This window comes from Pseudoalteromonas sp., from assembly GCF_018402495.1.
Taxonomy (GTDB): domain Bacteria; phylum Pseudomonadota; class Gammaproteobacteria; order Enterobacterales; family Alteromonadaceae; genus Pseudoalteromonas.
Map to the genome: position 1 here is coordinate 901,926 of NZ_JAGYIU010000001.1, position 25,306 is coordinate 927,231.

A 25,306-nucleotide genomic window follows, 5' to 3' on the forward strand; every position below is an offset into this window, starting at 1 on the left:
AGGCACAAAAAAAAAGCTGTGAATTTTACTCACAGCTTATATTTCATACTACTTAATTAAACATCCAGCAGTAAACGTGTTGGATCTTCAAGTAACTCTTTAATTGTTACTAAGAAACCAACTGATTCTTTACCATCGATTTGGCGGTGATCGTAAGATAACGCTAAATACATCATAGGTAAGATTTCAACTTTACCGTTTACAGCCATTGGACGATCTTGGATTTTGTGCATACCCAAAATTGAAGACTGCGGTAAGTTAATAATTGGAGTAGATAGTAACGAACCGAATACACCACCGTTGGTGATAGTGAAGTTACCGCCGGTCATATCGTCAAGTGTTAACTTGCCATCACGCCCTTTAAGCGCTAGCTCACGAATCCCCTTTTCGATTTCTGCAACAGATAGCTTGTCACAGTCTTTAAGTACAGGTGTTACTAAGCCACGAGGTGTAGAAACAGCAATGCTGATGTCGAAATAGTTGTGGTAAACAATATCATCGCCATCAATTGATGCATTTACATCTGGGAAACGCTTTAACGCTTCAGTGACTGCTTTCACGTAGAAAGACATAAAACCTAAACGGATACCGTGGCGCTTTTCAAATACTTCTTGGTACTGCTTACGAAGCTCCATGATTGGCTTCATGTTAACTTCGTTAAATGTAGTTAACATTGCAGTAGAGTTTTTCGCTTCAAGAAGACGATTCGCAATTGTTTTACGTAAACGTGTCATAGGCACACGTTTTTGTGTACGGTCACCCATAGGTGCTGCTGGCGCTGCTTCTGCTTTTGCCGCTGGCGCAGGTGATTTTAAGAATTGATCAACATCTTCTTTAGTCACACGACCATTTTTGCCTGAACCTTTGATTTTTGATGCATCAAGGCCTTTCTCAGCAATTAAACGACGAACTGATGGCGTTAACACATCTGAACTGTCGCTTGAGCTTTCTTCTTTGGCTGCTGGTGCATCCGCTTTTGCGTCAGATTTAGCGGGTGCAGCGCCTGCTTTTACTTTACCAATTACTTGCTCACCAAGAACAGTGTCGCCTTCGTCATGAATGATTTCACCCATAACGCCGTCTTCTTGGGCAACTACTTCAAGTACAACTTTGTCTGTTTCGATATCTACCAAGTTTTGATCGCGTGTTACCGCGTCACCTGGTTGAACATGCCAAGTAGCAATTGTTGCATCTGCAACTGATTCTGGAAGTACAGGTACTTTAATATCCACTTCTTTACCTTCTGATGCTGGTGCTGATTGCGCCGCCGGCGCGTCTTCTGATTTTTCTGATGCTGAGCTATCTTCTTTAGGCTCTTTGCTTGGTGATGCTTCTTGCGCATCACCAATTAAACCGATTACTTGGTCGCCAAGTACCGTAGCACCTTCTTCTTGTGAAATTTCAGTGATTACACCGTCATTTTGTGCAACCACTTCTAAAACCACTTTATCTGTTTCAATGTCTACTAAGTTTTGGTCACGGCTTACTTTGTCGCCAACACTTACATGCCATGTAGCAACGGAAGCATCTGCAACCGACTCAGGAAGAACAGGAACTTTAATTTCTGTGCTCATTGCTTATCCTTTCTTTTCTATAGTAAGCGCGTCGGCAACGAGCGCTTGTTGTTCTTTAGTATGTACTGACATATATCCACATGCAGGAGATGCTGATGCCTTACGGCCTGCATATTTCAATTTTGCACCTTGTGGAATTGCATCAACAAAGTGATGTTGTGAGCAGTACCAAGCGCCTTGGTTTTGCGGCTCTTCTTGACACCACACAAAATCAGTAACGTGCTGGTAGCGTTCAATAATTGCTTTCATTTCGTCATGTGGGAACGGATAAAGCTGTTCAACACGAACAATGGCAATATTGTCTTGCTCAAGTTTACGACGTTCTTGTAATAGTTCGTAGTAAACTTTGCCGCTACAAAATACAACACGTTCTACTTTCTTAGCATCAATCTCATCAATTTCATCAATTATATTGTGGAACACACCTTCAGATAACTCTTCAAGTGTCGATGTTGCTAATGGATGACGTAATAACGATTTCGGTGTCATTACAATCAGTGGACGACGCAGTGGTCTAACTGATTGACGACGTAACATTGCGTACACTTGCGCGGGTGTTGATGGCACACATACTTGCATGTTGTGATCCGCACAAAGCTGTAAAAAGCGCTCTAAGCGAGCAGAGCTATGCTCTGGACCCTGACCTTCGTAGCCATGAGGTAACAAACACGTTAAGCCACATAAGCGACCCCACTTTTGTTCACCTGAGCTTAAGAACTGGTCGAATACAACCTGTGCACCATTGGCAAAATCACCAAATTGCGCTTCCCACAATACTAATGAAGTCGGCTCTGCGGTTGCATAACCATATTCAAATGCTAATACCGCTTCTTCAGACAGCACCGAGTCAAATACTTCGAACGTACCTTGATCTTCGCTGATGTTTTGAAGAGGTAAGTAAGTTGCACCATTTGTTTGGTTATGGACAACGGCATGACGGTGGAAGAAAGTACCACGGCCAGAATCTTGACCTGTTAGACGAATATCAGTGCCTTCAGCTGCAATAGTTGCATACGCTAAAGTTTCAGCCATACCCCAATCAAGTGGCTTTTCACCGGCTGCCATTGCTTTACGGTCATCATATATCTTTTTGACGCGAGATTGCGCTTTATGATCTTCAGGGTAACTTGCAACAATATTGCCGAGCTCTTTAAGTTTATCTACAGAAACGCTCGCGTCGTAATCAACATTCCAATCATGACCCACGTATTTTGCCCAATCTGAAGAATGTGATGTTTCGGGTTGAATTTCTTCAACAACACAGTCTCCACCATCTAAGCCATTACGGTATTGATCAACAAGCGCTTTGACTTCGTCCTCTGTGAAAGACCCTTCAGAAATTAACTGTTCTGCATAAATTAAGCGAGGTACTGGGTGTTTTTTAATTTTTTGGTACATAATTGGCTGTGTAGCGTTAGGCTCATCAGCTTCGTTATGACCATGTCGACGGTAACAAACAAGATCAATCACCACATCACGTTTAAACTGATTTCTAAAATCAAGCGCGAGCTGAGTTACAAAAGCAACCGCTTCAGGATCATCAGAGTTAACATGAAAAATTGGCGACTGGACCATTTTTGCTATGTCAGTACAGTATGGTGTTGAACGAACATCATCTTGTTTACTTGTTGTAAAACCAACTTGGTTATTAACAACAATACGGATGCTACCGCCACAACTAAATGCATTAGTTTGCGATAAGTTAAACGTTTCTTGAACAACACCCTGACCTGCGATTGCAGAATCACCATGAATAGTGATTGGAAGTGCTTTACTGCCTGACTTATCGTTTAAACGGTCAAGACGAGCACGCACAGACCCCATTACCACAGGGTTTACAATTTCTAAATGCGACGGATTAAACGCAAGTGCCATATGCACATTGCCGCCTTTAGTTGCGAAATCTGATGAATAACCCATGTGGTATTTAACATCACCAGAGCTTAATGTATCTTTGTGTTTGCCAGCAAATTCATCAAATAAATCTGATGGGTTTTTACCAAGAACATTCACAAGTACATTTAAGCGACCGCGATGAGCCATGCCAATAACGGCTTCTTTTTGACCACTTTCACCAGCGCGGTGAATAAGCTCTTTAAGCATAGGTACTAACGCATCACCACCCTCAAGTGAGAAACGCTTAGCACCCGGGAACTTAGCCCCTAAATATTTTTCAAGGCCATCAGCTGCTGTTAATCCTTTAAGAATACGTAGTTTTTCATTCTTATCGAATTTAGGCCTAGACTGAACAGACTCTAAACGTTGTTGTAACCAACGCTTTTCTTCTGTTGATGTGATGTGCATATACTCAGCACCAATAGAACCACAATACGTAGTTTTTAATGCTTGGTATAACTCACCTAAAGGCATAGTATCGCGGCCTACGGCAAACGATCCTACGTTGAATTCGCGGTCAAAGTCAGCATCTGATAAGTCGTGGTACTCTAGCTCTAAATCTCGTACACGCTCTCGTTGCCAAATACCTAATGGGTCTAGGTTTGCATTTTGGTGCCCACGAAAACGGAAAGCATTAATAAGCTGTAGCACTTTAACCTGTTTAAGGTCGCCACCGCTGCCCTCTGCTACCACTACTTCTCTATGCTTGTTTTTAGCAAGCGCCGCAAATTGTGAACGAACTTCTGAATGTTTTACTTCAACATCCACACCATCAACTTTTGGTAATTGTTCGAACACTTCTCGCCATTCTTCTGGCACCGAAGTCGCATCGTCTAAATACGCTTCATAAAGCTCTTCAACATAAGCAACGTTACCGCCGTTTAAATGTGAAGATTCTAGCCATGCCTTCATCACACCTTCGTGCATTTATAAGCCCTTTTTTTTAGCGCAGAAATTAATAGTTATATAACAAGATGGCTAATAAATTATTAGCCATCTTTCGTCTACTAGAAATTAAACCGAACGGTTTAATAACATAGATTTTATTTGCCCAATTGCCTTGGTCGGGTTAAGACCCTTAGGACAAACGCTAACACAGTTCATGATACTGTGGCAACGGAACACACTGAATGCATCGTCTAAGTCTGCTAAACGCTCTTCTGTTGCTGTATCTCGGCTATCAGCTAAGAAACGGTAGGCATGAAGAAGGCCTGCTGGACCTATAAACTTATCTGGATTCCACCAGAAAGAAGGACACGATGTAGAACAACATGCACATAAAATACACTCGTAAAGTCCATCTAATTTATCACGCTCTTCGATAGTTTGAAGACGCTCACCTGCAGCAGGTGTGTCATTAATTAGATACGGTTTTACTTTTTCGTATTGAGTGTAGAACTGACTCATGTCAATAACAAGGTCACGAACAACGGGAAGTCCTGGTAATGGACGTACTACGATTTTACCTTTGCCATTTTTTTGTAGCGTAGATAAAGGAGTAATACATGCTAACCCATTCTTACCATTCATGTTTACGCCGTCTGAACCACACACGCCTTCACGGCATGAACGACGGAATGATAGTGTAGGATCTTGCTCTTTTAATAATAAAAGTGCATCCAATACCATCATGTCTTGGCCTTCCTCAGTTTGCAAAGTGTAATCTTGCATACGAGGTGCGTTATCAACATCCGGATTGTAACGATAAACTGAAAATTGTACTTGTGCCATCGTCTCGCTCCTAGTAGGTACGTGCTTTAGGTGGGAAAGCTTCACGTAGCTTAGGCTCGTAGTTAACTTTACGCTTACTCATTTCATCCGTTGCCGGATTGTGTATTGAGTGACATAACCAGTTTTCGTCATCACGATCTGGGAAATCAAAGCGAGAGTGTGCGCCACGGCTTTCAGTACGGAAGTTTGCAGCTACTGCAGTTGAGTAAGCTGTTTCCATTAAGTTGTCTAGTTCTAAACATTCAATACGCATGGTGTTAAAGTCTGATGATTTGTCATCAAGACGCGCGTGCTGTAAACGTTCACGGATTTCTTTAAGTTCAGTAAGACCTGTAGCCATTGAGTCACCTTCACGGAATACCGAGAAATTAAGCTGCATACATTGTTGTAGGTCTTTTTTGATTTGTACTGGGTCTTCGCCTTGACCAGCTGTTGAGCTTTCCCAGCGGTTAAAGCGAGCAAGAGACGCTTCTAGGTCAGACTCTGAAGCCGCTTTAGAAATTTCAACGTCATTTAGGTATTTACCTAAGAAGTTACCTGCTGCACGGCCAAATACAACTAAATCAAGTAATGAGTTACCGCCTAAGCGGTTAGCACCATGAACAGATACACAAGCAATCTCACCAACAGCAAATAAACCTTGTACTACTTTTTCGTTGCCAGCAGCATCGATGTTAAGTACTTGACCATTTACGTTTGTTGGCACACCACCCATCATATAGTGACATGTTGGGATAACTGGAATCGGTTCTTTTGCAGGGTCAACGTGAGCAAATGTTTTAGCAAGATCACATACACCTGGAAGCCGTAAGTTAAGCGTTTCTTCGCCTAAGTGGTCAAGTTTCAACTTAAGGTGAGGACCCCAAGGACCATCACAACCACGACCTTCACGAATTTCTGTCATCATTGAACGAGCAACAACATCACGAGACGCTAAATCTTTGGCATTTGGTGCATAACGTTCCATGAAGCGTTCGCCATCTTTATTTAAAAGATAACCACCTTCACCACGGCAACCTTCAGTTACTAGCGTACCAGCGCCTGCTATACCCGTCGGGTGGAACTGCCACATTTCCATGTCTTGCATAGAAATACCAGCACGTGTTGCCATACCAACACCGTCACCGGTATTAATGTGAGCATTGGTTGTTGATGCGAAAATACGACCTGCACCACCTGTCGCTAACACAACTGCTTTTGATTTGAAGAAAGTGATTTCACCTGTTTCAATTTCAATCGCTGTACATCCTACTACATCGCCATTATCGTTTTTAACTAAATCAAGTGCATACCACTCTGAGAATACATTGGTTTTGTTTTTAACGTTTTGTTGATAAAGAAGGTGTAATAACGCGTGACCTGTACGGTCAGCAGCCGCTGCAGTACGAGCAGCTTGTTCACCACCAAAGTTTTTCGATTGACCACCGAAAGGACGTTGGTAAACACGGCCATTTTCAAAACGCGAAAATGGTAAGCCCATGTTTTCTAATTCAGTAATAGCTTCTGGGCCAGTTTGACACATGTATTCGATAGCGTCTTGGTCACCGATAAAATCGGAACCTTTAACGGTATCATACATATGCCATTCCCAGTTATCTTCATGCGAGTTACCTAACGCTACTGTAATACCGCCTTGAGCAGATACAGTGTGTGAGCGTGTAGGGAAAACTTTAGAGATTAGCGCACATGTTTTGCCAGATTCAGTAATAGCAAGAGCAGCGCGCATACCTGCACCACCGGCACCAATTACTACTGCGTCAAATTCACGAACAGAATATTTCACTTAAACACCCCATAAAACGATTAAACCCACAACTACGTAAGCAACAGCCATTAGGTTTAGTACAAAGGCTAGAAAAGCACGCAATTTTGCGCCCTTAACGTAGTCGGTTAGAACCTGCCAAAGGCCGATACGGGTATGAACCATAATGCAAACCAGGGTGATTAACGTAGCCCCTTTCATTGCTAGGTTAGAGAATAGGCCTATCCAGGCGTCATAAGTGACTTCTGGCGTCGCTAAGAAATAGCCAATAATAAAAATCGCATACGCGCTAATTATTAGTGCCGTTGTACGTAAAGATACATAATCTTGTACACCATCACGTTTAAGAGTTGCTTGATTTAAGACCATATCCACACTCCTGCCAGTACAGCAAACACAACGCCAAGTGTCATTGCAATTTTAGCGCTAGTGTTACCTGATTCAAGTTCTTCCCAATGACCCATGTCCATAATAATGTGACGGATACCACCAATAAGATGATAACCTAATACAGAAAGGGTGCCCCAAGCTATAAATTTGGCAATGAATCCGTTAAACAGACCCTTGACGAATTCAAAACCTTCGGCTGAAGAAAGAGACTCTGACCAAGCCCAAATGACAAACGTTAAAGCAAAAAATAGTGCAACACCGGTGACGCGGTGAAATATTGAAGCTTTAGCCGTTGCCGGCATAGATATAGTTGTTAGATCTAGATTTACAGGTCTTTGCTTTTTCACAGTTACTTGCCCATCTTGCCCGCAGTGGGGCTCATCTACTTGTTTTGCTAAAACCCACCAAATATTTCTGGTGGAACTATCAAAGTAAACGTATCAATACAAATAAAGTTCACTTTTTCATGAAAAATATTATGTAAAAAAAGTTTACCCAAATACTAATCGGTTATAAACCTCCGACAGTATATATAGCCGGAGGCTCTTTTACAATTCTTGTTTACTTTGAGGCGTTTGCGAATTAGCCAATGGTATAATATTCAATCTATACCGAATATTTATTATACATATATGCATAATACTTATATAAATTGACTTTATACCCCTCTTTCACGTTAAAATGTGAAAATGTGCTTAGAGAAGATTTTAGAATATAAAAATCAGAATAGATATCTTAATAGGAGATACATAGATGGCAGATAAGAAAGCCACGGTCCATATTGATGGGCTAGATCCAATCGAACTTCCAATTTATCAAGGTACTGCTGGCCAAGATGTAATTGACGTACGTACACTCGGCTCACATGGTCACTTTACTTACGACCCAGGCTTCATGTCGACTGGTTCTTGTGAATCTGCAATTACATACATAGACGGCGGTAAAGGTGTTTTACTACATCGTGGTTACCCAATCGAACAGTTGGCAGAGAGCTCTAACTACATCGAGTTGTGCTACTTACTGTTAAATGGTGAGTTACCAACTAAAGACCAATACGATGATTTTGCTACAAAAATCACTCGCAGTACGATGCTAGACGAAAAAATTGCAAACTTCTTTCAAGGTTTTCGTTTTGACGCTCACCCAATGGCAATGTTGTGTGGTGTGGTGGGTGCTCTATCTTCATTCTATCACGAAGATCTTGATATCACTGATGCTGTGCAACGCAAAACAAGTGCAATCAAATTAGTCGCTAAACTGCCAACAATTGCGGCAATGGCATACAAAACAAACATTGGCCAACCGTTTGTTTATCCACGCAATGATTTAAGTTATGCAGAAAACTTCTTACACATGATGTTCTCTGTGCCTGCTGAAGAATACAAAGTAAACCCAGTAACAGCTAAAGCAATGGATAAAATCTTCATGCTTCATGCTGATCATGAGCAAAACGCATCAACCTCTACAGTACGTTTAGCAGGTTCTTCTGGTGCTAACCCTTATGCATGTATTGCTGCGGGTATTGCATCACTTTGGGGCCCCGCTCATGGCGGTGCAAACGAAGCATGTTTGAACATGTTAGAAGAAATTGGTTCAGTTGATCGCATTGACGAATACGTAGCAAAAGCTAAAGATAAAGCGGACCCGTTCCGTCTTATGGGCTTTGGACACCGTGTTTACAAAAACTTCGACCCGCGCGCAACAGTAATGCGTCAAACATGTCATGAAGTGTTAGCAGAGTTAAACATTCAAGATCCATTGCTTGATATTGCAATGAAACTTGAGCAAATTGCACTTGAAGACCCGTACTTTGTTGAAAAGAAACTTTACCCTAACGTAGATTTCTACTCAGGTATTATCTTAAAAGCAATCGGTATCCCTACCAGCATGTTCACTGTAATTTTTGCAATGGCACGTACTGTTGGTTGGATCTCACACTGGGATGAGATGCTTTCTCAACCTGGTCATAAGATCAGCCGTCCACGTCAGCTTTACACCGGTGAAACACACCGTGACTATAAAGCAACTGACAAGCGCTAAGCGTAAAGTTAGTTTAAAAGGCCGCCTCTGCGGCCTTTTTTATTACATCCTACTTGAGAATTATCTTAAACAGATTACAATTCGTGCCCGACTTGATTAACTTTATGAGCCTATGTCTGTGTCCTCGTTTGATCCTAAAAAAATCCGTAATGACTTCCCTACTTTAAATCAGACAATCAATGGCTACCCTTTGGTTTATTTAGACTCGGCAGCAACAACGCAAAAGCCACAGTGCGTAATCGACGCTACGACACAGTTTTATACCTCACAGAATGCAAATGTTCACCGCGGTCGCCACACGCTGAGTGAGCAAGCTACAACAGCCTATGAAAATGTGCGTACCCTAGTTGCTGATTATTTTAAAGTCACTAGTAACGAAATTGTCTGGACCAAAGGCGCCACTGAAGCGATTAACTTGGTTGCTCATGGTTTAAGAAATACATTAACAGCTGCCGACACTATTTTAATTAGCCCAATCGAACATCACGCTAATATCGTGCCGTGGCAAGAACTTGCAGCACAAAGCGGGGCAACATTAAAAACTTTACCACTTAACGCGGATGCTACGTTTGATATAGCACAGTGTTGTGAAGTGATTAAGCGCACCAAGCCTGCGCTATTGGCTATTACTCACGCCTCTAATACGCTAGGCAATATTACTGATTTAGCTCCCTTAATAGCCTCAGCTAAGGCGGTAGGCGCGCTAACCTTAGTGGATGGCGCTCAAGGGGCACTACATTTAAGACCGGATTTAAAAAAGCTCGATTGTGATTTTTACGTGTTTTCTGCTCATAAAATGGTGGGGCCAACAGGGCTAGGCGGTTTATATGGCCGTTATACAACCCTTAATGCATTATCGCCTTATCAAACAGGCGGTGAAATGATTGAAAAAGTAACCTTAACGCACAGTACCTATCGTAATGCACCGGCTAAGTTTGAAGCAGGAACGCCAAATATAGCCGGCGTTTTAGGCTTTGGCGCTGCGCTTGAGTATCTAATGAAGCTTGATTTGCAAACATTGCAGCAATATGAACAACAGTTGTTTATTTATGCAGCGAGCACATTAAGCAAAATAGACGGTATTAGCATCTACAGCAACCTCAAATCGAATATTGGCACACTTTGCTTTAATTATAAAAATGAACATCCTTATGATCTGTCAACTTTACTTGACAACTATGGTATTGCTGTACGAAGTGGCCATCATTGTACCCAACCTTTAATGAGTCATTTAAACCTAAATGGCTCACTGAGAGCGAGTTTTGCTTTTTATAATACGACTAAAGATGTAGACCAATTTATTGCCGCACTCAAAGAATGCATCGCTTTATTAGACTAATTTGGAAAAAATAATGACAAACACCTACCAACTCATCAGTAGCAACATTCAAAAAAGCACAAGCTGGCAACAAAAGTACCGTGAAATTATGTTACTCGGTAAAACGCTGCCACCTTTAGCCGATATATTAAAAACAGATGATGCGCTAGTACCAGGCTGTGAGAGTAAAGTATGGATGTTTGTCGAGTTTGACCTAACCGAGAATGCACTGGTTGTGATTGGAGACTCTGATACACGCATAGTAAAAGGTTTATTAGCGTTAATTTTAGCCCTGTATAATGGTTTAACACCCGAGGAAGTATTAGCAGTAAATGCTTATGATGAATTTGAAAAATTGGGCTTAATCAGTCATTTGAGTGCGTCAAGGGGCAATGGAGTAAAAGCCATGGTTGAAACAATACAAACCATGGCCAAACAAAAAGCGCTTTAAGCGCTTTTTAAATACTATTAAACCAAAACACTTTATCTAAGTATTTAGACGCGCACGCTTGTCTAAGTATTTTCGAACCGCTTTAGCGGCAACAAAAAAACCAAAACTACCGGTGATCATCGTCACTGAGCCAAAGCCATTATTACAATCCATGTTCATACTGCCATCAGCATTTTGCTTCGCATGACACACACTGCCGTCACTACCTGGGTAAACAAGCTGTTCAGTGGAATATACACAGTCAATATTAAATTTACGTTTTGGGTTTGAACTGAAATTATATTGTTTACGCAAAATGTAACGCACTTTTGCAAGTAATGGATCTTGCGTGGTTTTTGCCACATCGCCAAAGGTAATTTGACTCGGATCGGTTTGACCACCTGCACCGCCAGTTGTAATTATGGGCATTTTATTACGTTTACAGTGAGCTATTAACGCCGCTTTTTCTTTAACCGCATCAATACAATCTATTACATAATCAAAACCTTGAATATGTTCTTGAATATTATCAAGGCTAATAAAGTCATCAATCACATTCACCACACACTCAGGGTTGATAAGCTTGCAGCGAGTTTTCATCGCATCAACTTTAGCTTCCCCTATTGTGCCTGTTAAGGCATGAATTTGACGATTTACATTAGTTGCACAAATATCATCTAAATCAATTAAGGTGATTTTACCCACGCCGGTACGCGCTAGTGCTTCAGCAGTCCAACTGCCTACACCACCAATACCCACAACACAAAAATGTGCTTGCTGTAACCACTCAAATTGCTGTTGACCATACAGTCGTTTAATACCACCAAAGCGGATATCAGTTACTTGTTCACTCATTTACCAATCCAGTTTCCACGGCGTTTGCCAAGAATTAAAATCTTGATGTTTTATCAATTGCGCATACTCTTCACCAGATTCTGGCAACAGGGTATGTTGTATTTTTTGCCCTTTCCATAAAAAATCCAGGGCAAATGCATGTAAATAGGTACGCTCTGCAGGGCTGCCTGCATAACTCGCATCACCCATTATGGGGGCACCCAAACTCTTTAAAGCAACTCTGAGCTGATGGGTTTTACCCGAATAGGGTTTTAATAGGTAAGCTCTAAAACCACTTTTAAAACTAAACGAATAAAAACGCGTAATAGCTGGGTTTATTTTTGAGTTTAATAATTTAAAAGTACCCCGACGTGACTTCGCCATGTCTCCTTTAACCCAACCTTGCTTTTTTTTAGGCTTAGAATCACTTACAGCTAAATAAAATTTATTAATAGTATGCTCAGTAAACATCTGGGTAAACTTTGCCGCAGCGTCTTTATGCCGCGCTAATATGATCAGCCCTGAAGTCACTTTGTCTAGACGGTGAACCGCAAACAATTTTTCGTTTAGTTGTTGCTCAGCAAGAAACACAAAACCAGGGCTTTCTTCTGAATGAAAATTAAGCCCTGCAGGTTTAGTTATAATATAAAAATCATCGTGCGTGTATTGCACCTTTAACACAGGCGTATCTGCTTTATTCACGCGCTTTACTTTGAATATGCGCAACGACTTTAGCTAAATCCTCTGGTGTATCAACCCCAGCATGAGGAGTAACCACCGCTTGCTCTATTTTAATCGCATAGCCATGGTAAAGCACCCTTAGCTGCTCTAGTGATTCTAAAACTTCTAATGGTGATACCGATAATTGAATATATTGCTTTATAAAGCCAGCGCGATACGCGTAAATACCCACATGGCGTTGAAAAGGCGCTAAGTTAAGTGGTTGCTGCTCTGCCATCATGGCGCTTCTATCAAATGGAATGCTGGCTCTTGAAAAATATAAGGCATTTTTATTGATATCGCTGACCACTTTAACCGCATTAGGGTTAAACACCTCATCACGCTCTTCAATGGCAACACTGAGGGTTGCCATTGGCGCGGTTGATTGCGCTAATAATGTAGCCACTTGTGACACGTTATCAGGGGATAATAACGGTTCATCGCCCTGCACATTAACCACGATAGTATCATCTGCTAAATTAAGTAAATCAACGACTTCTGCTAGGCGTTCAGTGCCTGATTGATGATCTTCTCGAGTCATTAATACATCATTGGTAAAGTGTTTAGCCGCATCAAATACTTTTTGATGATCGGTGGCAATAACCACTTTACTCGCTCCAGACAAACACGCTTTTTCATACACATGTTGGATCATTGGTTTGCCGCAAATATCAGCAAGTGGTTTACCTGGTAAACGTGTAGAAGCGAAACGTGCAGGAATAACAACTACGAATTCCACTTTTCTACCTCTTCAAGAGACAATTCTCGGGCTTCATTTTCAAGCAATACCGGAATATCATCGCGTACCGGGTAAGCAAGCTTTGCCGCCGTACTGATCAACTCTTGATTTTCTCTATCAAAGCGCAACTTACCTTTACACACGGGGCAAGCAATAATTTCGAGTAACTTCGTATCAAAGGCCATGATGGATCCCTTTTTCTTTTAATAGTAAATTTAATGTGTTTATTACCGCTGCTGTCGGTTTAGCATCAACAGGCAAGTAATACCAATTAGGCTTTGCAAAATCACGGCATTTAACCGCATCTTTTTCTGTCATTAATACACAATCATCGCCAAATTGAGCGAAATCATCTGCGCTATAAGCATAATGATCGCGAAAATGATGTGTAGACAGTAATTTAATACCTTGTGCTTGCAGTGAAGCCTCAAAACGACCTGGGTTACCAATAGCACTCACCGCATGCGCAGCCTTTAAAGGCGTCGCTATATCCGTGTTATCGGCAACGCGTTTCATAACCGATGGCTGCAAGCGATAACTAAACTCATCCTCAGAGCCATTTTCAATTACTAGGTCTACGCTCTTTAATCGAGAGACGGTTTCGCGCAGTGGCCCTGCGGGCATTAGCAAACCATTACCAAATTTTCTTTCGCTATCAACAATACAACATTCTATGCTGCGTGCCATTTTATAATGCTGCATGCCATCATCAGAAATGATCACATCAAGCTTAAAGTTTGCGTTGAGCTTTTCTATATTGTGTTGCCGGTTTGGGCCAACCACTAATGGGCACTTTAAACGGTTAAATAAAAGCACAGGCTCATCGCCGGCACCTAACGTACTCGTTTGTGCATTAACCAATAAGGGGTAATGAGTTGCTTTGCCACCGTATCCGCGACTAATTATACCGACAGATAAACCGTGAGCGGTTAAATAATCATAAAGCCACAACACAAACGGCGTTTTACCATTGCCACCAACACTGATATTTCCAACCACAATAACCGGCGTATTGCTCACAAATTGCTTAAAAATACCGACACGGTAGCAACACTTACGCACGAGTGACACGAAGCCAAAAATAGCTGACAATGGCAATAACAATAATGTCATTAAGCTAAATGGTTTATACCAGCTTTGCTCTATTCTACTCACCCGTGCTCACCAAACTGCATTTTACATAACGCAGAATAAGTGCCGTCGTTAGCAAGTAACTCAGTATGCGTACCACTTTCGATAACTTGACCGCTGTCTATTACATAAATGCGGTCACTCTTTTCAATAGTCGATAACCTATGCGCAATCACAATAGAGGTTTTATCTTTCATTAATGAATCAAGTGCATGTTGAATGAGTTTTTCTGACTCAGTATCCAATGCTGAGGTCGCTTCATCTAAAATTAAAATTGGTGCATCTTTTAAAATAGCACGTGCAATCGCGATACGTTGACGCTGCCCGCCCGATAGCATCACCCCATTTTCGCCAACCATAGTATTAAGTTGCTCAGGTAAATCTTTCACAAACTCCCACACATGCGCCTGTTTAGCAACAGCTAAAAGCTCTTGTTCAGACACCTCTCGCTGCAGCCCATAACAAATATTATTTGCAATTGTGTCATTAAAAAGCACCACTTGTTGCGATACTAAAGCAAATTGACGACGTAAATCGGTAAGCTTATATTCATTAAGTGCAATACCATCAAGTAATATTTCACTGGGCGCTTCTAAATCATAATAGCGAGGTAATAAGTTTGATATGGTTGATTTACCCGAGCCTGAGCGACCAACAAGCGCAATACTTTCACCGGCTTGTATTCTCATTGATAAATTGTTTAATACTGGCTCGTCTTTAGTTGGGTACTTAAAGGTAACATTTTTTACCTCAATATGACCTTTAACTTTATCAACCGATAAGTTGCCGGTGTCTTTTTCTATTTCTTCATCTAGTATTAAAAATACACTCTGCGCAGCTGAAATACCTCGTTGTAAATCACTGTTCACATTGGCAAGTTGCTTTAACGGACGCAGTAACATCATCATCGAAGAAATTAATACCACAAAATCCCCAGAGCTAATACTGTCTATCATAGAGGGCATAGACACCACCCATAAAATGACCGCCATGGCACTGGCAGCTAAAATTTGAATGATAGACACACTTAATGCCTTAGTCGCATCCATTTTGATACGTTGCTGGCGATTATGATTATTAATTTTAGAAAATTGATCAATTTCTTGGGTTTGACCACCAAAACCGTGGATCACTTTGTGACCACTGAGCATTTGCTCTGCGCTACGTGTTACCTGCCCCATCGCAGACTGAATATTTTTAGATATATGACGAAAACGTTTAGATACCACAGCTACAATGATAGCCACTAGCGGGATAATAACTAAAAAGATTAACGATAATTGCCAGCTGGTATAAAACATCACTGCCAGTAAAAACACCACAAAGGCACCTTCACGAACAACAATAAGCAATGCTTTGGTAATCGCTTGTTGTACTTGTTCGGTATCAAAGGTAATTTTTGAAATTAAGTCGCCGGTTGAGTTTTTATCATGAAACGATACCGGTAAGTGTAATATATGTTCAAATAACTCTTGGCGCAGTGCGCGAACCACTTGCGAGCCTACATAACTTAAACAGTAAGATGACATAAAATTAAATACGCCGCGTCCTATCACCAGCGCAACAACCACAAATGGCGCATAAGTAAGTACCTGACTATTACGCTCATTTAAACCTTCATCGATAAACGGCTTCATCAGTTGGATGAATAATGCATCCATACCTGAATAGCCTATCATTCCAATAATTGCGACGATGGCAACCGACTTATAGGTGCCAACGTAAGAAACAAGCCGTTTATAAATTTGTGTAGTACTTTGATCCATAACACTCTCTAAAACCAGTGACAGCCTCTATTGTATCCTTAGCAACAGCAAAACAAAACGTCAATCTTTGATAAACCAATAACTTTCCTGCGCCCTTGCAGTAGTTAACTCAAGGTGCTTAGCATAAAAATCAACCCGAACTTGTCCTACATCACCGGTGCTATATTGATTGGCATTTATTTTATTGTAACGCTCAACTACCGCTTTACTTGGAAATTGCCATTTACCTTTAAATGCACTTGAGTGAATGACCCATTTTGGGTTTACCGCCTTTATAAACTCGTCACTAGAGGAACTATCGCTACCGTGATGCGGACTCACCAAAACAGTACTGTGTAAATTATAACCCTTTTCAATCAACTGAAATTCTCGCGCCTTTGATATGTCGCCAGTGAGTAGCACACTGTGGTTTGCATCCGAAACTTTAACCACACAAGAGTTATCATTGTTGTTATTAAACTCCCCTTTAGCAAAGGTTTGAATACTCAATCCATGAAAGTTCAATTGTGTTGTTCTACAGTCGTTAGAAGCGTTATGAGGATGAAAATAATCAAAGCTCATTGCATAGCCAGCGGCTTTAAAATGTGCAACACCTCCGGCATGGTCGTTATCTTGATGACTGACAATCGCAGTACTTACCGTTAGGTTATGGGCATTAATATAAGGTAGTAGTACACTAGGAACCCGGCTAAAACGATTAAAGTAACTTGGACCAAAGTCATAAATAAACGCATGTTTATCCTTCACTATTAATACCATTAAGCCATGGCCCACATCAAAGACGTTCAACTGCCAAAGGCTTGTTTGCGTAAAGTAATAATTAAACAATAAAGTCAAAAGCGGAATGCACGCCAGTATGCGCAGTTCAATAAAATAAACTAAAGGAACCATACTATAAAGCAGCACTACAGTGGTTATACTTATTTGACCGACATTAAACCAACGTATGTGTTCAGGTATTTCTTGCAACATTTGATATATGTATTGCAGTGGAAAATCATACAACACAATAAATGCATGCCAATCGGTAAATAACCCCAACAACACACTTAAGAATAAAGCAGGCATTAATACAAAAGATAAAATGGGAATAGCCACCAGATTTAAAACTAAACCCGCTAAACTCACGCCATTAAAAAAGTACAATGACAGCGGTAACAACCCAATAAATAATCCCAGTTGAATAACAAAAAGAGTGCGTACGTTAGCTAATAGTGAATGACCTCGCAGTGGAAACTGCTTTACAACCATAAAAATAATACATACCGCTAAAAATGAAAAATATAAACCCGGATTAAGCAAACTAAATGGGTTAACAGCTAAAATAATAACCAACGCATATAAAATACTTCGCCATCTAAGCGCTTGCTTCGCTAAATAATAAAGTAGCAAATAACAACCCAACATAATTAAGGCGCGGGTTGCCGAAATAATAAAATCACTCAAGTAAACATAAATAAAAGCGGCAACAAAGCCAGCAGCGCTATAAAAAATAGAAATATTTAATGACTGATTTAGCTCAGGCTTAATCAACTTAAGTAAACACCGCACGACAAAATAACAAAATCCAAAAACCAAAGAGATATGCAACCCAGAAATAGCCAGTAAATGACTTAATCCAAGACTTTGCATTAATTGTTTATGCTCAAAGGTCATTAATGACTTGTCTCCGGTTAAGAGCACGTAATATAGCCAATTAAGCTCAGCGCTACTAACTAGCTTTTTGATGTAAGCCCGATAAGCAGTGATATGATCATTTTGTGGGAGGTTGTAAATCGCTAATTGCTTATTTAATACTCTGCCTTTAAATGCTATTTTTTGTGTAAAGGCATACAGTTGACTGTCGAACACAGTAAAATTTTTAATTCCCCTAAATTTATTCAGTCTAACTTGTGCATCAAACGTATCACCGGAGTGAATAGGTTGTGTTGAATTAATACTTAATAACGCATTAGGAGCTCTAAACTGACTATATTGGTGCGCTTCTAAACGATTTATTTTAACTTTTACGTATTGCGGAGGCACTGAAGAAATAACCTCTTCAACAACAACATTGACAGAATAAGCATACTTTTCGTGCTGATTGGGTAATTCAAATGAGTAAAACAAAGTAAAATGTATTGCTACACAACAAATAGCGCAAATAAAGCCTAACAATACAGTTAAAAACGGCTTAAAATACACGCTCACAATCAGGATTGAAATTGTGATTACTGTAAATTCAAAGCTTTGGTAAAAAAACACGGTAACAACAACACCGATAGCAAACCCAAGGCTAAACCCAACAGATGTATATGGTTGCTTTAAATGGCTAAAAAAACGATCCAACGGTTTTTACCCGATCCAAATAAAATTAGACATCACAAATCACTGAGGGTATTTGGTCGTCTTTTACATGATGCTAACCTTTGGCATTTAAATAGACGCTCAGCAAGGGGAGCATTTGCCATTGGGCTATTTTTTGCGTTCATCCCTGTTCCTTTCCAAATGGTATTAGCGGCGGCTGCAGCCATAATTTTAAGAGTTAACTTACCTATATCCGTTGCGTTAGTTTGGATCACTAACCCGCTCACTATGCCGCCTATTTTTTACGCTTCCTACTTAGTTGGTACATTAGTCCTTAACCAACCCGAACAACATTTTGCCTTTGAGGCAAGCTGGGCGTGGTTTATAGAAAGCTTGAGTACTATTGGACCTGCATTTTTAGTAGGCTCTTTAGTATGCGCATCTATCGCCAGTATTATTGGCTACTTTGGTATAGACTTTATCTGGCGCCGCTCGGTAAGGCGCGCTTGGTTAATGCGAAATAATTAGCCTCCATTGCTTTAAATACTCAGCTAACTATAGACGAAAAAACCCAACCTGTTAAGTTGGGTTTTTTTGTTATTCTATTAAAGATTCAGAGTACTTAAAAACTAAACACTCGTCTTAAGCCAACCAGTGGTAGTAGTAATAAACCAAACCAAGAAAAGCTCGCTGAGTTGCGTTCATAAAATTCAGCATCGGGCGCTTTACAGTTTTCGACTTCGCCATCAGTAATAGGCGTCAATTTTACTGCCACAGCAACACTTTCATATTGAATATTACCGTTAACATCGGTAACCACTTCACCGAGTGAATCGCGTTTCTCAACTGTTTTAGTCGCTACACCGAATACTTCGTTGTTTTCATTTATCGATTTAGCTTCTGCCATTTTATAACTAAAACTAGTTTCACCATCGCTATCATAACAAGGTAACAAGCTGTTTAAGTTAATAATTTTATCATCGCCGATTTTATAAATGAACGCCTCTGAGCGACGTGAATTATCTGATTGGCCAATCTCCCCTTCACCAACAATGTATCCTTGATTATTAATATCATTCGCATATGAGTTTGAACTTATAAAATAATCTTCAGGGAATACTGTTGTGTCGGTATTTATATCGTGATAGTAAAGCTTATTTCTTAATGAGCCTTCAATACGCTTGGTCGCAAAACCGACAACAATATCATCATCATTGATTGCCAGTGCTTTACCACCTTGCCACTCATCACGTTGTTCAAGAAAGTCAACAACCTCTCCCTCTTTAAAGTAAGCTGGCATTGTTAGAATTGTCGAATCCCTATCAAAATAACGAGTATTGGAATAACCAGCTGCCACCCCATTTTTATTAACCGCTAATGCATTACTAATAAACGGGTTAGTATTTTCATCTTCTTTTGGTGTTAATGCTAACCCTAAAATTTCAGTAGAGACTACATTATAATTACTGTCAAGTGTCCATTTAACCGCTGATTTATTAAATATACCACGCGTGTTTCTACTATTAAAAGACTCAATACACGCCATTTCTGGTTCATCAAGGCCATCACAATTATCAGTAAGAGATTTTTGTCGCTCAGTAGGAATGCTCACTGATACATTACCAACCACAAAGTAACCTGTGTCGGTAGCAACAATATCTGTCGCTTGACTCGTTCCGCCATACTCAGTAAATTCTGGAACGAGTGGCACTTCAATGCCCTCCTCAGAAATTACAATACCACGCTCTATAAAGTCTCTGGTAAACCAAGTTTCTTCTTCAGTTTCACCCTCTGGTATAAAAGTGATTTTATCAAAGGGTGCACTGCCCCAACCAACGGTAGTACCATCCTGTGCAACCGCATTATAAAAGTCGCTTGTAGAGCGTGTTAACCCCTCATAATCAACAGAAGCAATATCAAACAAAGGCTGCTCTGTGATCACACCACTGTTGTAGCGTGTAGCAATGACCGATCTAATCTTTTGATATTCGAAATTAGTGGATAAGTTTGACAAAAAACGAACCATAAATGTGTGCGCATCAGCATTAGTATAGATAGCGTCGTTATTTTCTATATCATCAAGTGTAAACGTAATTTGTTTATCACTAAGCTCAAATGTATCTACTTCACGGTCGTAAGCGGTATTAATTAAACTATCGGTAAAATCAATATAACTAATATCAATGGGGAGATTATATAAGCCATTCGCAAGCCCAATAACATGTCCGTTTTCACTCACATCGGTAACATATGTATGTTTTGCGCCTTCAAAATTACCTAGTTCAGTTAATTGATACGTTGCACTTAATGCCGATGTACTTAGTGTTGCTAACACACTGGCCGCGAGTAATTTATATTTCATTTTATTCCTTACTGCTGATTCTTTAATTCTTCAAGTTCTTCCCAACGCTCAAAAGCGGCTTCAAGGTCAGACTCAAGCTGGGCTAAATGGTTCAATTCCTTAGCTGTTATATTGCTGTCTTGCTTGAAAAAGTCTTCATGACTGACTCGTTCTTGTTGTTTTTCAAGCTCAGCTTCAAGCTGTTCCATTTTATTAGGTAGTTGCTCTAGTTCAAGTTTTAATTTGTAAGAGAGTTTGTTTGCTTTGTTATTACTTTTAACTGCTGCTGGCTCAGGTTTTTCAACCTTTTTAACCGGCTGTTGGTGCTCCTTTTTTTCTTGCTCTGCCAAATAGTTCGTATAGGCTTCATAGTCACTATAACCACCAACGATATCTGTTACCTTGCCGTTACCCTCAAAGGCCCATACACTCGAACAGGTATTATCAATAAACTCACGGTCATGGCTAACTATCAGCACAGTACCTTGGTATTGATTGATGATATCTTCTAGTAACTCTAACGTTTCTATGTCTAAGTCGTTGGTAGGCTCATCAAGAACCAATATATTTGATGGCTTTAAGAATAACTTAGCCAGAAGTAATCTATTTTTTTCACCACCTGAGAGCGCTTTTACGGGGGTACGAGCACGTGCTGGTGGAAACAAAAAGTCTTGTAAATAACCTAATACATGACGAGAGCGCCCGCCCATCATCACTTCTTGCTTACCCTCAGCCACGTTATCTTGAACGGTCGCTTCTTCATCGAGCTTTTCACGGTATTGATCAAAATAAGCAAATTCTAAATTAACACCTTGCTTTATTTCGCCACTGTCAGCTTTTAAATCACCAAATAGTAATTTTAATAGTGTTGTTTTACCAATGCCGTTAGGGCCGACTAATCCAATACGATCACCACGCATAACCAAAGTAGAGAAGTCATCAGCAATGATTTTATCTTTAAATGCATGGTTTAAGTGTTTCGCTTCAAACACTAATTTACCTGAACGATCAGCCGTTTCAATATTGAAATCGGTTTTGCCTACTTGATCAACGCGTTTTTTACGCTCATTACGTAATTGTTTAAGCTCACGAACTCGCCCTTCGTTACGCGTACGGCGCGCTTTAACGCCTTGGCGGATCCAGGCTTCTTCTTCTGCTAAGCGTTTGTCGAACAAGGCATTTTGTGTTTCTTCCACTTTTAAATCATGGGCTTTTTGCTCTAAATACGTGGCATAATCACCTGGGTAAGAAATGAGTTTACCGCGATCTAAATCTAAAATACGCGTTGCAACGGCGCGAATAAAAGCACGGTCATGAGATATAAAGACAATCCCGCCTTTAAACTCTTTCAAAAATTGCTCTAACCACATTACACTCATCATATCTAAGTGGTTGGTAGGCTCATCGAGTAATAATAAATCAGGCTCGCTCACTAGCGCACGTGCGAGTGCAACTTTTCGTAACCAACCACCGGAGAGGGATTCGAGTTTTGCATCAGGAGTTAATTCTAACTGGGTTAATACAAGTTGAATTCGGCTATCAAAACGCCAGCCATCAGCGGCTTCTAGCTGATTCGATAAACGTTCTAATTTATTGAGTAATTGATCAGTACAATCGGTTTGCAGCTGTGTACTCACATGATGAAAATCAATAAGTAAATTAGCAATTTCAGGCATACCTTGGGCAACATAATCAAATACAGTGCCGCTTGCCCCTTTTGGTGGATCTTGTTCTAAACGCGATATTTTTAAACTACCGACTTGGTTTATTTCGCCATCATCAAGTACGACTTGGCCATCTAAGACTTTTAAAAGCGTTGATTTACCTGCACCATTACGACCCACAATACACACACGTTCACCGCTTTCTATTACCGCATCGGCATTATCTAATAAGGGGTGCGTGCCGTAAGCTAATTGTGCTTTTGAAATTCTAATTAAATCCATAGTTAATCTTTACTCTTGTTCTGCTTGCGCTAAAAACTGCTGCGCCTGAGCTGCAGTAAAAGGCCAAAATAATTGCTGGCCTTGTTGATTTTTTAAAACCGGAATACTGATTTGATATGCTAAAATTAATGAGTCATCACTCATAATATCAATAAGCTGTAACTCATCAGTTGATGAAAGTAGCGGTTTTAACAGTTGCTCTGCTTGTTCACACAAGTGGCAACCGTCTGTATGATATAAAACCCATTTAGCCATGTTTAATTAGCCAGCTATTATGGATTTTTTTATTGCGTTTGAAATCGGGCGATAAGGTTTTTTCTGAAATATTTTCTGCTTTTAAGCCTAGGCCCATTAAACCCACCTCATCCATCACAAAACCACGTTTATTGTTAGAAAATATAAGCGTACCCGATGGGCTGAGTATTTTTTTAACCCACGTTAGTAACTTAATATGATCGTTTTGCACATCAAACGCATCTTTCATACGCTTTGAATTTGAAAATGTCGGCGGATCTAAAAATATCAAATCGTATTGGCCTTGAGCATACTCTAACCATTTTAAGCAGTCAGCCTGCTCAAATCGATAACGGGTATTGCTAATATCGTTAAGTGCAAAGTTATCTTGGCCCCACTTTAAATAAGTTTTAGATAAATCGACGGTAGTAATCGCTTTTGCACCACCTAATGCCGCATGCACTGACGCTGTACCCGTATAGGCAAACAGATTCAAAAATCGCTTATCTTTGGCGTTTTCTTGAATGTAACGGCGCGCAAGGCGATGATCTAAAAATAGCCCGGTGTCTAAGTAATCAAATAAGTTAACTTTAAACTTAGCACCAAATTCTTCGACCACCATAGTTCTGTTTTGCTTTGCCATAGGGGTATATTGTTCTTCCCCTTTTTGCTTTTTGCGCACTTTCACAGCGATATTTTCTGGCGCAATAGTCAACTGCTGGGCCGTTAAACTGATAACGTCTTGCAGGCGTTTTTCTGAGGTTTTCTCATCAATTTCTTTTGGCGCTGCGTATTCAAAAATAACCGCTGAGTCATTATAAATATCAACCGCGACGTTATATTCTGGAATATCCGCATCATACACACGATAAGCATGTACTTTATTTTGCTTAAGCCAATTTTTTAAGCCTTGTTTGTTCTTTTTCAAGCGATTAGCAAAGGCCATTGAGCCTTCAAAGTTTAAAGCCGGTTTGTCATCATTACTAAGACTGACTTGCTTGTCATCGAGCTGATACAGGTTTAATTCAACATCAAGGGGGCCATTTTTAAATTTATAGCGTTTTTGCTTCACTAATTTAAGCAATTTGAACAAGCTTTCATCCATGCCCAGTAAAGCGAGTTTCCAGTGATTAAAGTGCTTTTTAAAGCCAATACCTAAACTACGATGTAAATTAACTAACTCGGCCATAGAACCAATTCGTTCACCATAAGGTAAGTTAGAAATAACAACACCCGGTAACTTTGCAACCGAAGTGAGTTTAGTCGCATCGCTTTGTTTGAACTTAATCACCGTATCAAGCTCGGCACGCTGCGCATTAGCGATGGCTTTATCGAGTACCTGTGCGTCGTAGTCATGACCAATTAACCACAATTTAGGATCGGTAATATTGGCTAAAAGTTGCTCTTTAAGTTCTTTAAACTTTGCCGCTCTGAAGCTTGGTAAACGTTCAAACGCAAACCCTTCACGAAATAAGCCCGGTGCTTCGTTACGTGCCATCCCTGCCGCTTCAATTAAAATAGTTCCGGCGCCACAACAAGGATCGAATAGTGGTTGATTAACATTTTCAAGCCAGCCACTGCGTTTAATTATCGCCGCAGCTAAATGCTCTTTAATCGGTGCTTTACCTTGACCTTGACGGTAACCACGCTCTGATAAACGCGGGCCTGAGTAATCAATATAAAGTGACACACCATGGCGATTTAAACGTGCAACCACGCGCACATTAGCATCTTGCTTATCTACGTTTGGACGCTGTTCATACAAATCATTAAAATAATCAACAATTGCATCTTTAATCACTAAGCCTGAAAACTGAGTATTTTTGAGTGAGTCATTGGTGCCATTAAAATCAACAGCAAAGGTTTGCGTAGGCCCAAACCACTCTTGCCAAGGTTGCAAGCGTGCAAATTTATACAAGCTGTCTTTGTCATTTACGCCTTCTTTTTCTTCAATAAGCATAAGTACACGCGTAGCAAAGCGTGTTGATAAACACACCTTTTGCGCTAGCAATGAGTCAGCCTCAAAGCGAACAGAACCCACAGTTTGTTTTGACACCGTAGCACCAAGCTCTGTAAGCTCATCAACCAATAAATTTTCGATTCCGATAGAAGTAAGTGCGATAAATTGCAAAGTAAAAACCCTTAATAGCTAATTGCGCGGGATTATA

At 40.4% G+C, this 25,306-nt stretch carries 21 protein-coding genes; 4 read left to right on the top strand and 17 right to left on the bottom strand.

The window, feature by feature from the left end:
- Window positions 1–56: 56 nt before the first annotated feature.
- The 6 genes from odhB to sdhC all read right to left on the bottom strand — a co-directional run bounded on the left by odhB (window position 57) and on the right by sdhC (window position 7,700).
- Entirely contained in the window at window positions 57–1,574 is a 1,518-nt protein-coding gene (odhB, locus tag KG708_RS04135) for a 2-oxoglutarate dehydrogenase complex dihydrolipoyllysine-residue succinyltransferase (RefSeq protein ID WP_213608223.1), read from the bottom strand.
- Window positions 1,575–1,577: 3 nt separating this feature from the next.
- Window positions 1,578–4,397: a 2-oxoglutarate dehydrogenase E1 component gene (gene sucA, locus KG708_RS04140; RefSeq protein ID WP_213608224.1), complete on the bottom strand. Its 2,820-nt coding sequence runs from the start codon at window positions 4,395–4,397 to the stop codon at window positions 1,578–1,580.
- Window positions 4,398–4,484: 87 nt separating this feature from the next.
- A complete protein-coding gene (locus tag KG708_RS04145; protein ID WP_213608225.1) occupies window positions 4,485–5,201 on the bottom strand; it encodes a succinate dehydrogenase iron-sulfur subunit in 717 nt (238 codons plus the stop codon).
- A gap of 10 nt (window positions 5,202–5,211) precedes the next feature.
- On the bottom strand, window positions 5,212–6,984 hold the full coding sequence (gene sdhA, locus KG708_RS04150; protein WP_213608226.1) for a succinate dehydrogenase flavoprotein subunit: 1,773 nt from the start codon (window positions 6,982–6,984) through the stop codon (window positions 5,212–5,214).
- Window positions 6,985–7,332, bottom strand: coding sequence for a succinate dehydrogenase, hydrophobic membrane anchor protein (gene sdhD / locus KG708_RS04155; RefSeq protein WP_213608227.1), 348 nt, complete (start codon window positions 7,330–7,332; stop codon window positions 6,985–6,987).
- Entirely contained in the window at window positions 7,323–7,700 is a 378-nt protein-coding gene (sdhC, locus tag KG708_RS04160) for a succinate dehydrogenase, cytochrome b556 subunit (RefSeq protein ID WP_213608228.1), read from the bottom strand. Before sdhC ends, sdhD begins: the two co-directional genes overlap by 10 nt.
- 406 nt (window positions 7,701–8,106) lie before the next feature.
- Between sdhC and KG708_RS04165 the strand changes: the two genes are divergently transcribed.
- The 3 genes from KG708_RS04165 (at window position 8,107) to KG708_RS04175 (ending at window position 11,162) form a co-directional block, all read left to right on the top strand.
- Complete coding sequence (locus KG708_RS04165; RefSeq protein ID WP_213608229.1) at window positions 8,107–9,393, top strand: citrate synthase; 1,287 nt, start codon at window positions 8,107–8,109, stop codon at window positions 9,391–9,393.
- 112 nt (window positions 9,394–9,505) lie between these two features.
- A complete protein-coding gene (locus tag KG708_RS04170) occupies window positions 9,506–10,732 on the top strand; it encodes a SufS family cysteine desulfurase (protein WP_213608230.1) in 1,227 nt (408 codons plus the stop codon).
- Window positions 10,733–10,745: 13 nt separating this feature from the next.
- On the top strand, window positions 10,746–11,162 hold the full coding sequence (locus KG708_RS04175) for a SufE family protein (protein ID WP_213608231.1): 417 nt from the start codon (window positions 10,746–10,748) through the stop codon (window positions 11,160–11,162).
- Window positions 11,163–11,198: 36 nt separating this feature from the next.
- Here KG708_RS04175 and tcdA read toward each other — a convergent pair whose 3' ends face one another.
- From tcdA to KG708_RS04210, 7 genes are read right to left on the bottom strand one after another with little or no spacing between them, the layout of a single operon-like run.
- Window positions 11,199–11,996 (bottom strand): tRNA cyclic N6-threonylcarbamoyladenosine(37) synthase TcdA, encoded by a 798-nt coding sequence (gene tcdA / locus KG708_RS04180; protein WP_213608232.1) that lies wholly within the window; start codon window positions 11,994–11,996, stop codon window positions 11,199–11,201.
- Window positions 11,997–12,677: a TIGR01621 family pseudouridine synthase gene (locus KG708_RS04185; protein ID WP_213608233.1), complete on the bottom strand. Its 681-nt coding sequence runs from the start codon at window positions 12,675–12,677 to the stop codon at window positions 11,997–11,999.
- The gene (gene kdsB, locus KG708_RS04190; RefSeq protein WP_213608234.1) at window positions 12,670–13,434 is read right to left on the bottom strand and encodes a 3-deoxy-manno-octulosonate cytidylyltransferase; all 765 of its coding nucleotides are present in this window, start codon (window positions 13,432–13,434) and stop codon (window positions 12,670–12,672) included. Before kdsB ends, KG708_RS04185 begins: the two co-directional genes overlap by 8 nt.
- Window positions 13,422–13,619, bottom strand: a complete 198-nt coding sequence (locus KG708_RS04195) for a Trm112 family protein (RefSeq protein ID WP_213608235.1) — start codon at window positions 13,617–13,619, stop codon at window positions 13,422–13,424. Before KG708_RS04195 ends, kdsB begins: the two co-directional genes overlap by 13 nt.
- Complete coding sequence (gene lpxK / locus KG708_RS04200) at window positions 13,609–14,589, bottom strand: tetraacyldisaccharide 4'-kinase (protein WP_213608236.1); 981 nt, start codon at window positions 14,587–14,589, stop codon at window positions 13,609–13,611. The genes KG708_RS04195 and lpxK overlap by 11 nt, the downstream gene beginning before the upstream one ends.
- Window positions 14,586–16,331 carry a lipid A export permease/ATP-binding protein MsbA gene (gene msbA, locus KG708_RS04205; RefSeq protein ID WP_213608237.1) on the bottom strand — a complete coding sequence of 582 codons (1,746 nt, stop codon included), beginning with the start codon at window positions 16,329–16,331 and terminating at the stop codon, window positions 14,586–14,588. The genes lpxK and msbA overlap by 4 nt, the downstream gene beginning before the upstream one ends.
- A gap of 60 nt (window positions 16,332–16,391) precedes the next feature.
- Window positions 16,392–18,659: a DNA internalization-related competence protein ComEC/Rec2 gene (locus tag KG708_RS04210; RefSeq protein WP_213608238.1), complete on the bottom strand. Its 2,268-nt coding sequence runs from the start codon at window positions 18,657–18,659 to the stop codon at window positions 16,392–16,394.
- On the opposite strand from KG708_RS04210, the gene KG708_RS04215 reads away from it, so the two are divergent.
- Window positions 18,639–19,145: a DUF2062 domain-containing protein gene (locus KG708_RS04215; RefSeq protein ID WP_213608239.1), complete on the top strand. Its 507-nt coding sequence runs from the start codon at window positions 18,639–18,641 to the stop codon at window positions 19,143–19,145. The genes KG708_RS04210 and KG708_RS04215 overlap by 21 nt on opposite strands.
- A 94-nt stretch (window positions 19,146–19,239) precedes the next feature.
- Here the strand turns inward: KG708_RS04215 and KG708_RS04220 are convergent, their stop codons facing one another.
- Genes KG708_RS04220 through rlmKL form a run of 4 tightly spaced genes read right to left on the bottom strand, consistent with a single transcriptional unit; the run spans window position 19,240 to window position 25,269 of the window.
- A complete protein-coding gene (locus tag KG708_RS04220; RefSeq protein ID WP_213608240.1) occupies window positions 19,240–20,979 on the bottom strand; it encodes a DUF3466 family protein in 1,740 nt (579 codons plus the stop codon).
- An 8-nt stretch (window positions 20,980–20,987) separates the two neighbouring features.
- The gene (locus tag KG708_RS04225) at window positions 20,988–22,904 is read right to left on the bottom strand and encodes an ABC transporter ATP-binding protein (protein ID WP_213608241.1); all 1,917 of its coding nucleotides are present in this window, start codon (window positions 22,902–22,904) and stop codon (window positions 20,988–20,990) included.
- Between the two features lie 9 nt (window positions 22,905–22,913).
- Entirely contained in the window at window positions 22,914–23,159 is a 246-nt protein-coding gene (locus KG708_RS04230; protein ID WP_213608242.1) for a glutaredoxin family protein, read from the bottom strand.
- Window positions 23,152–25,269: a bifunctional 23S rRNA (guanine(2069)-N(7))-methyltransferase RlmK/23S rRNA (guanine(2445)-N(2))-methyltransferase RlmL gene (rlmKL, locus tag KG708_RS04235; RefSeq protein WP_213608243.1), complete on the bottom strand. Its 2,118-nt coding sequence runs from the start codon at window positions 25,267–25,269 to the stop codon at window positions 23,152–23,154. Before rlmKL ends, KG708_RS04230 begins: the two co-directional genes overlap by 8 nt.
- Window positions 25,270–25,306 lie beyond the last annotated feature (37 nt).

Excerpts from the sequence above, each read along its gene's own strand:
- KG708_RS04230 (WP_213608242.1), bottom strand. The coding sequence starts at position 23,159 with ATGGCTAAATGGGTTTTATATCATACAGACGGTTGCCACTTGTGTGAA.
- KG708_RS04165 (WP_213608229.1), top strand. The coding sequence starts at position 8,107 with ATGGCAGATAAGAAAGCCACGGTCCATATTGATGGGCTAGATCCAATC.
- KG708_RS04170 (WP_213608230.1), top strand. The coding sequence starts at position 9,506 with ATGTCTGTGTCCTCGTTTGATCCTAAAAAAATCCGTAATGACTTCCCT.
- KG708_RS04215 (WP_213608239.1), top strand. The coding sequence starts at position 18,639 with ATGGCTAAAAAAACGATCCAACGGTTTTTACCCGATCCAAATAAAATT.
- KG708_RS04195 (WP_213608235.1), bottom strand. The coding sequence starts at position 13,619 with ATGGCCTTTGATACGAAGTTACTCGAAATTATTGCTTGCCCCGTGTGT.
- sdhD (WP_213608227.1), bottom strand. The coding sequence starts at position 7,332 with ATGGTCTTAAATCAAGCAACTCTTAAACGTGATGGTGTACAAGATTAT.
- tcdA (WP_213608232.1), bottom strand. The coding sequence starts at position 11,996 with ATGAGTGAACAAGTAACTGATATCCGCTTTGGTGGTATTAAACGACTG.
- sucA (WP_213608224.1), bottom strand. The coding sequence starts at position 4,397 with ATGCACGAAGGTGTGATGAAGGCATGGCTAGAATCTTCACATTTAAAC.
- msbA (WP_213608237.1), bottom strand. The coding sequence starts at position 16,331 with ATGGATCAAAGTACTACACAAATTTATAAACGGCTTGTTTCTTACGTT.
- KG708_RS04225 (WP_213608241.1), bottom strand. The coding sequence starts at position 22,904 with ATGGATTTAATTAGAATTTCAAAAGCACAATTAGCTTACGGCACGCAC.
- KG708_RS04145 (WP_213608225.1), bottom strand. The coding sequence starts at position 5,201 with ATGGCACAAGTACAATTTTCAGTTTATCGTTACAATCCGGATGTTGAT.
- odhB (WP_213608223.1), bottom strand. The coding sequence starts at position 1,574 with ATGAGCACAGAAATTAAAGTTCCTGTTCTTCCTGAGTCGGTTGCAGAT.
- KG708_RS04175 (WP_213608231.1), top strand. The coding sequence starts at position 10,746 with ATGACAAACACCTACCAACTCATCAGTAGCAACATTCAAAAAAGCACA.
- KG708_RS04220 (WP_213608240.1), bottom strand. The coding sequence starts at position 20,979 with ATGAAATATAAATTACTCGCGGCCAGTGTGTTAGCAACACTAAGTACA.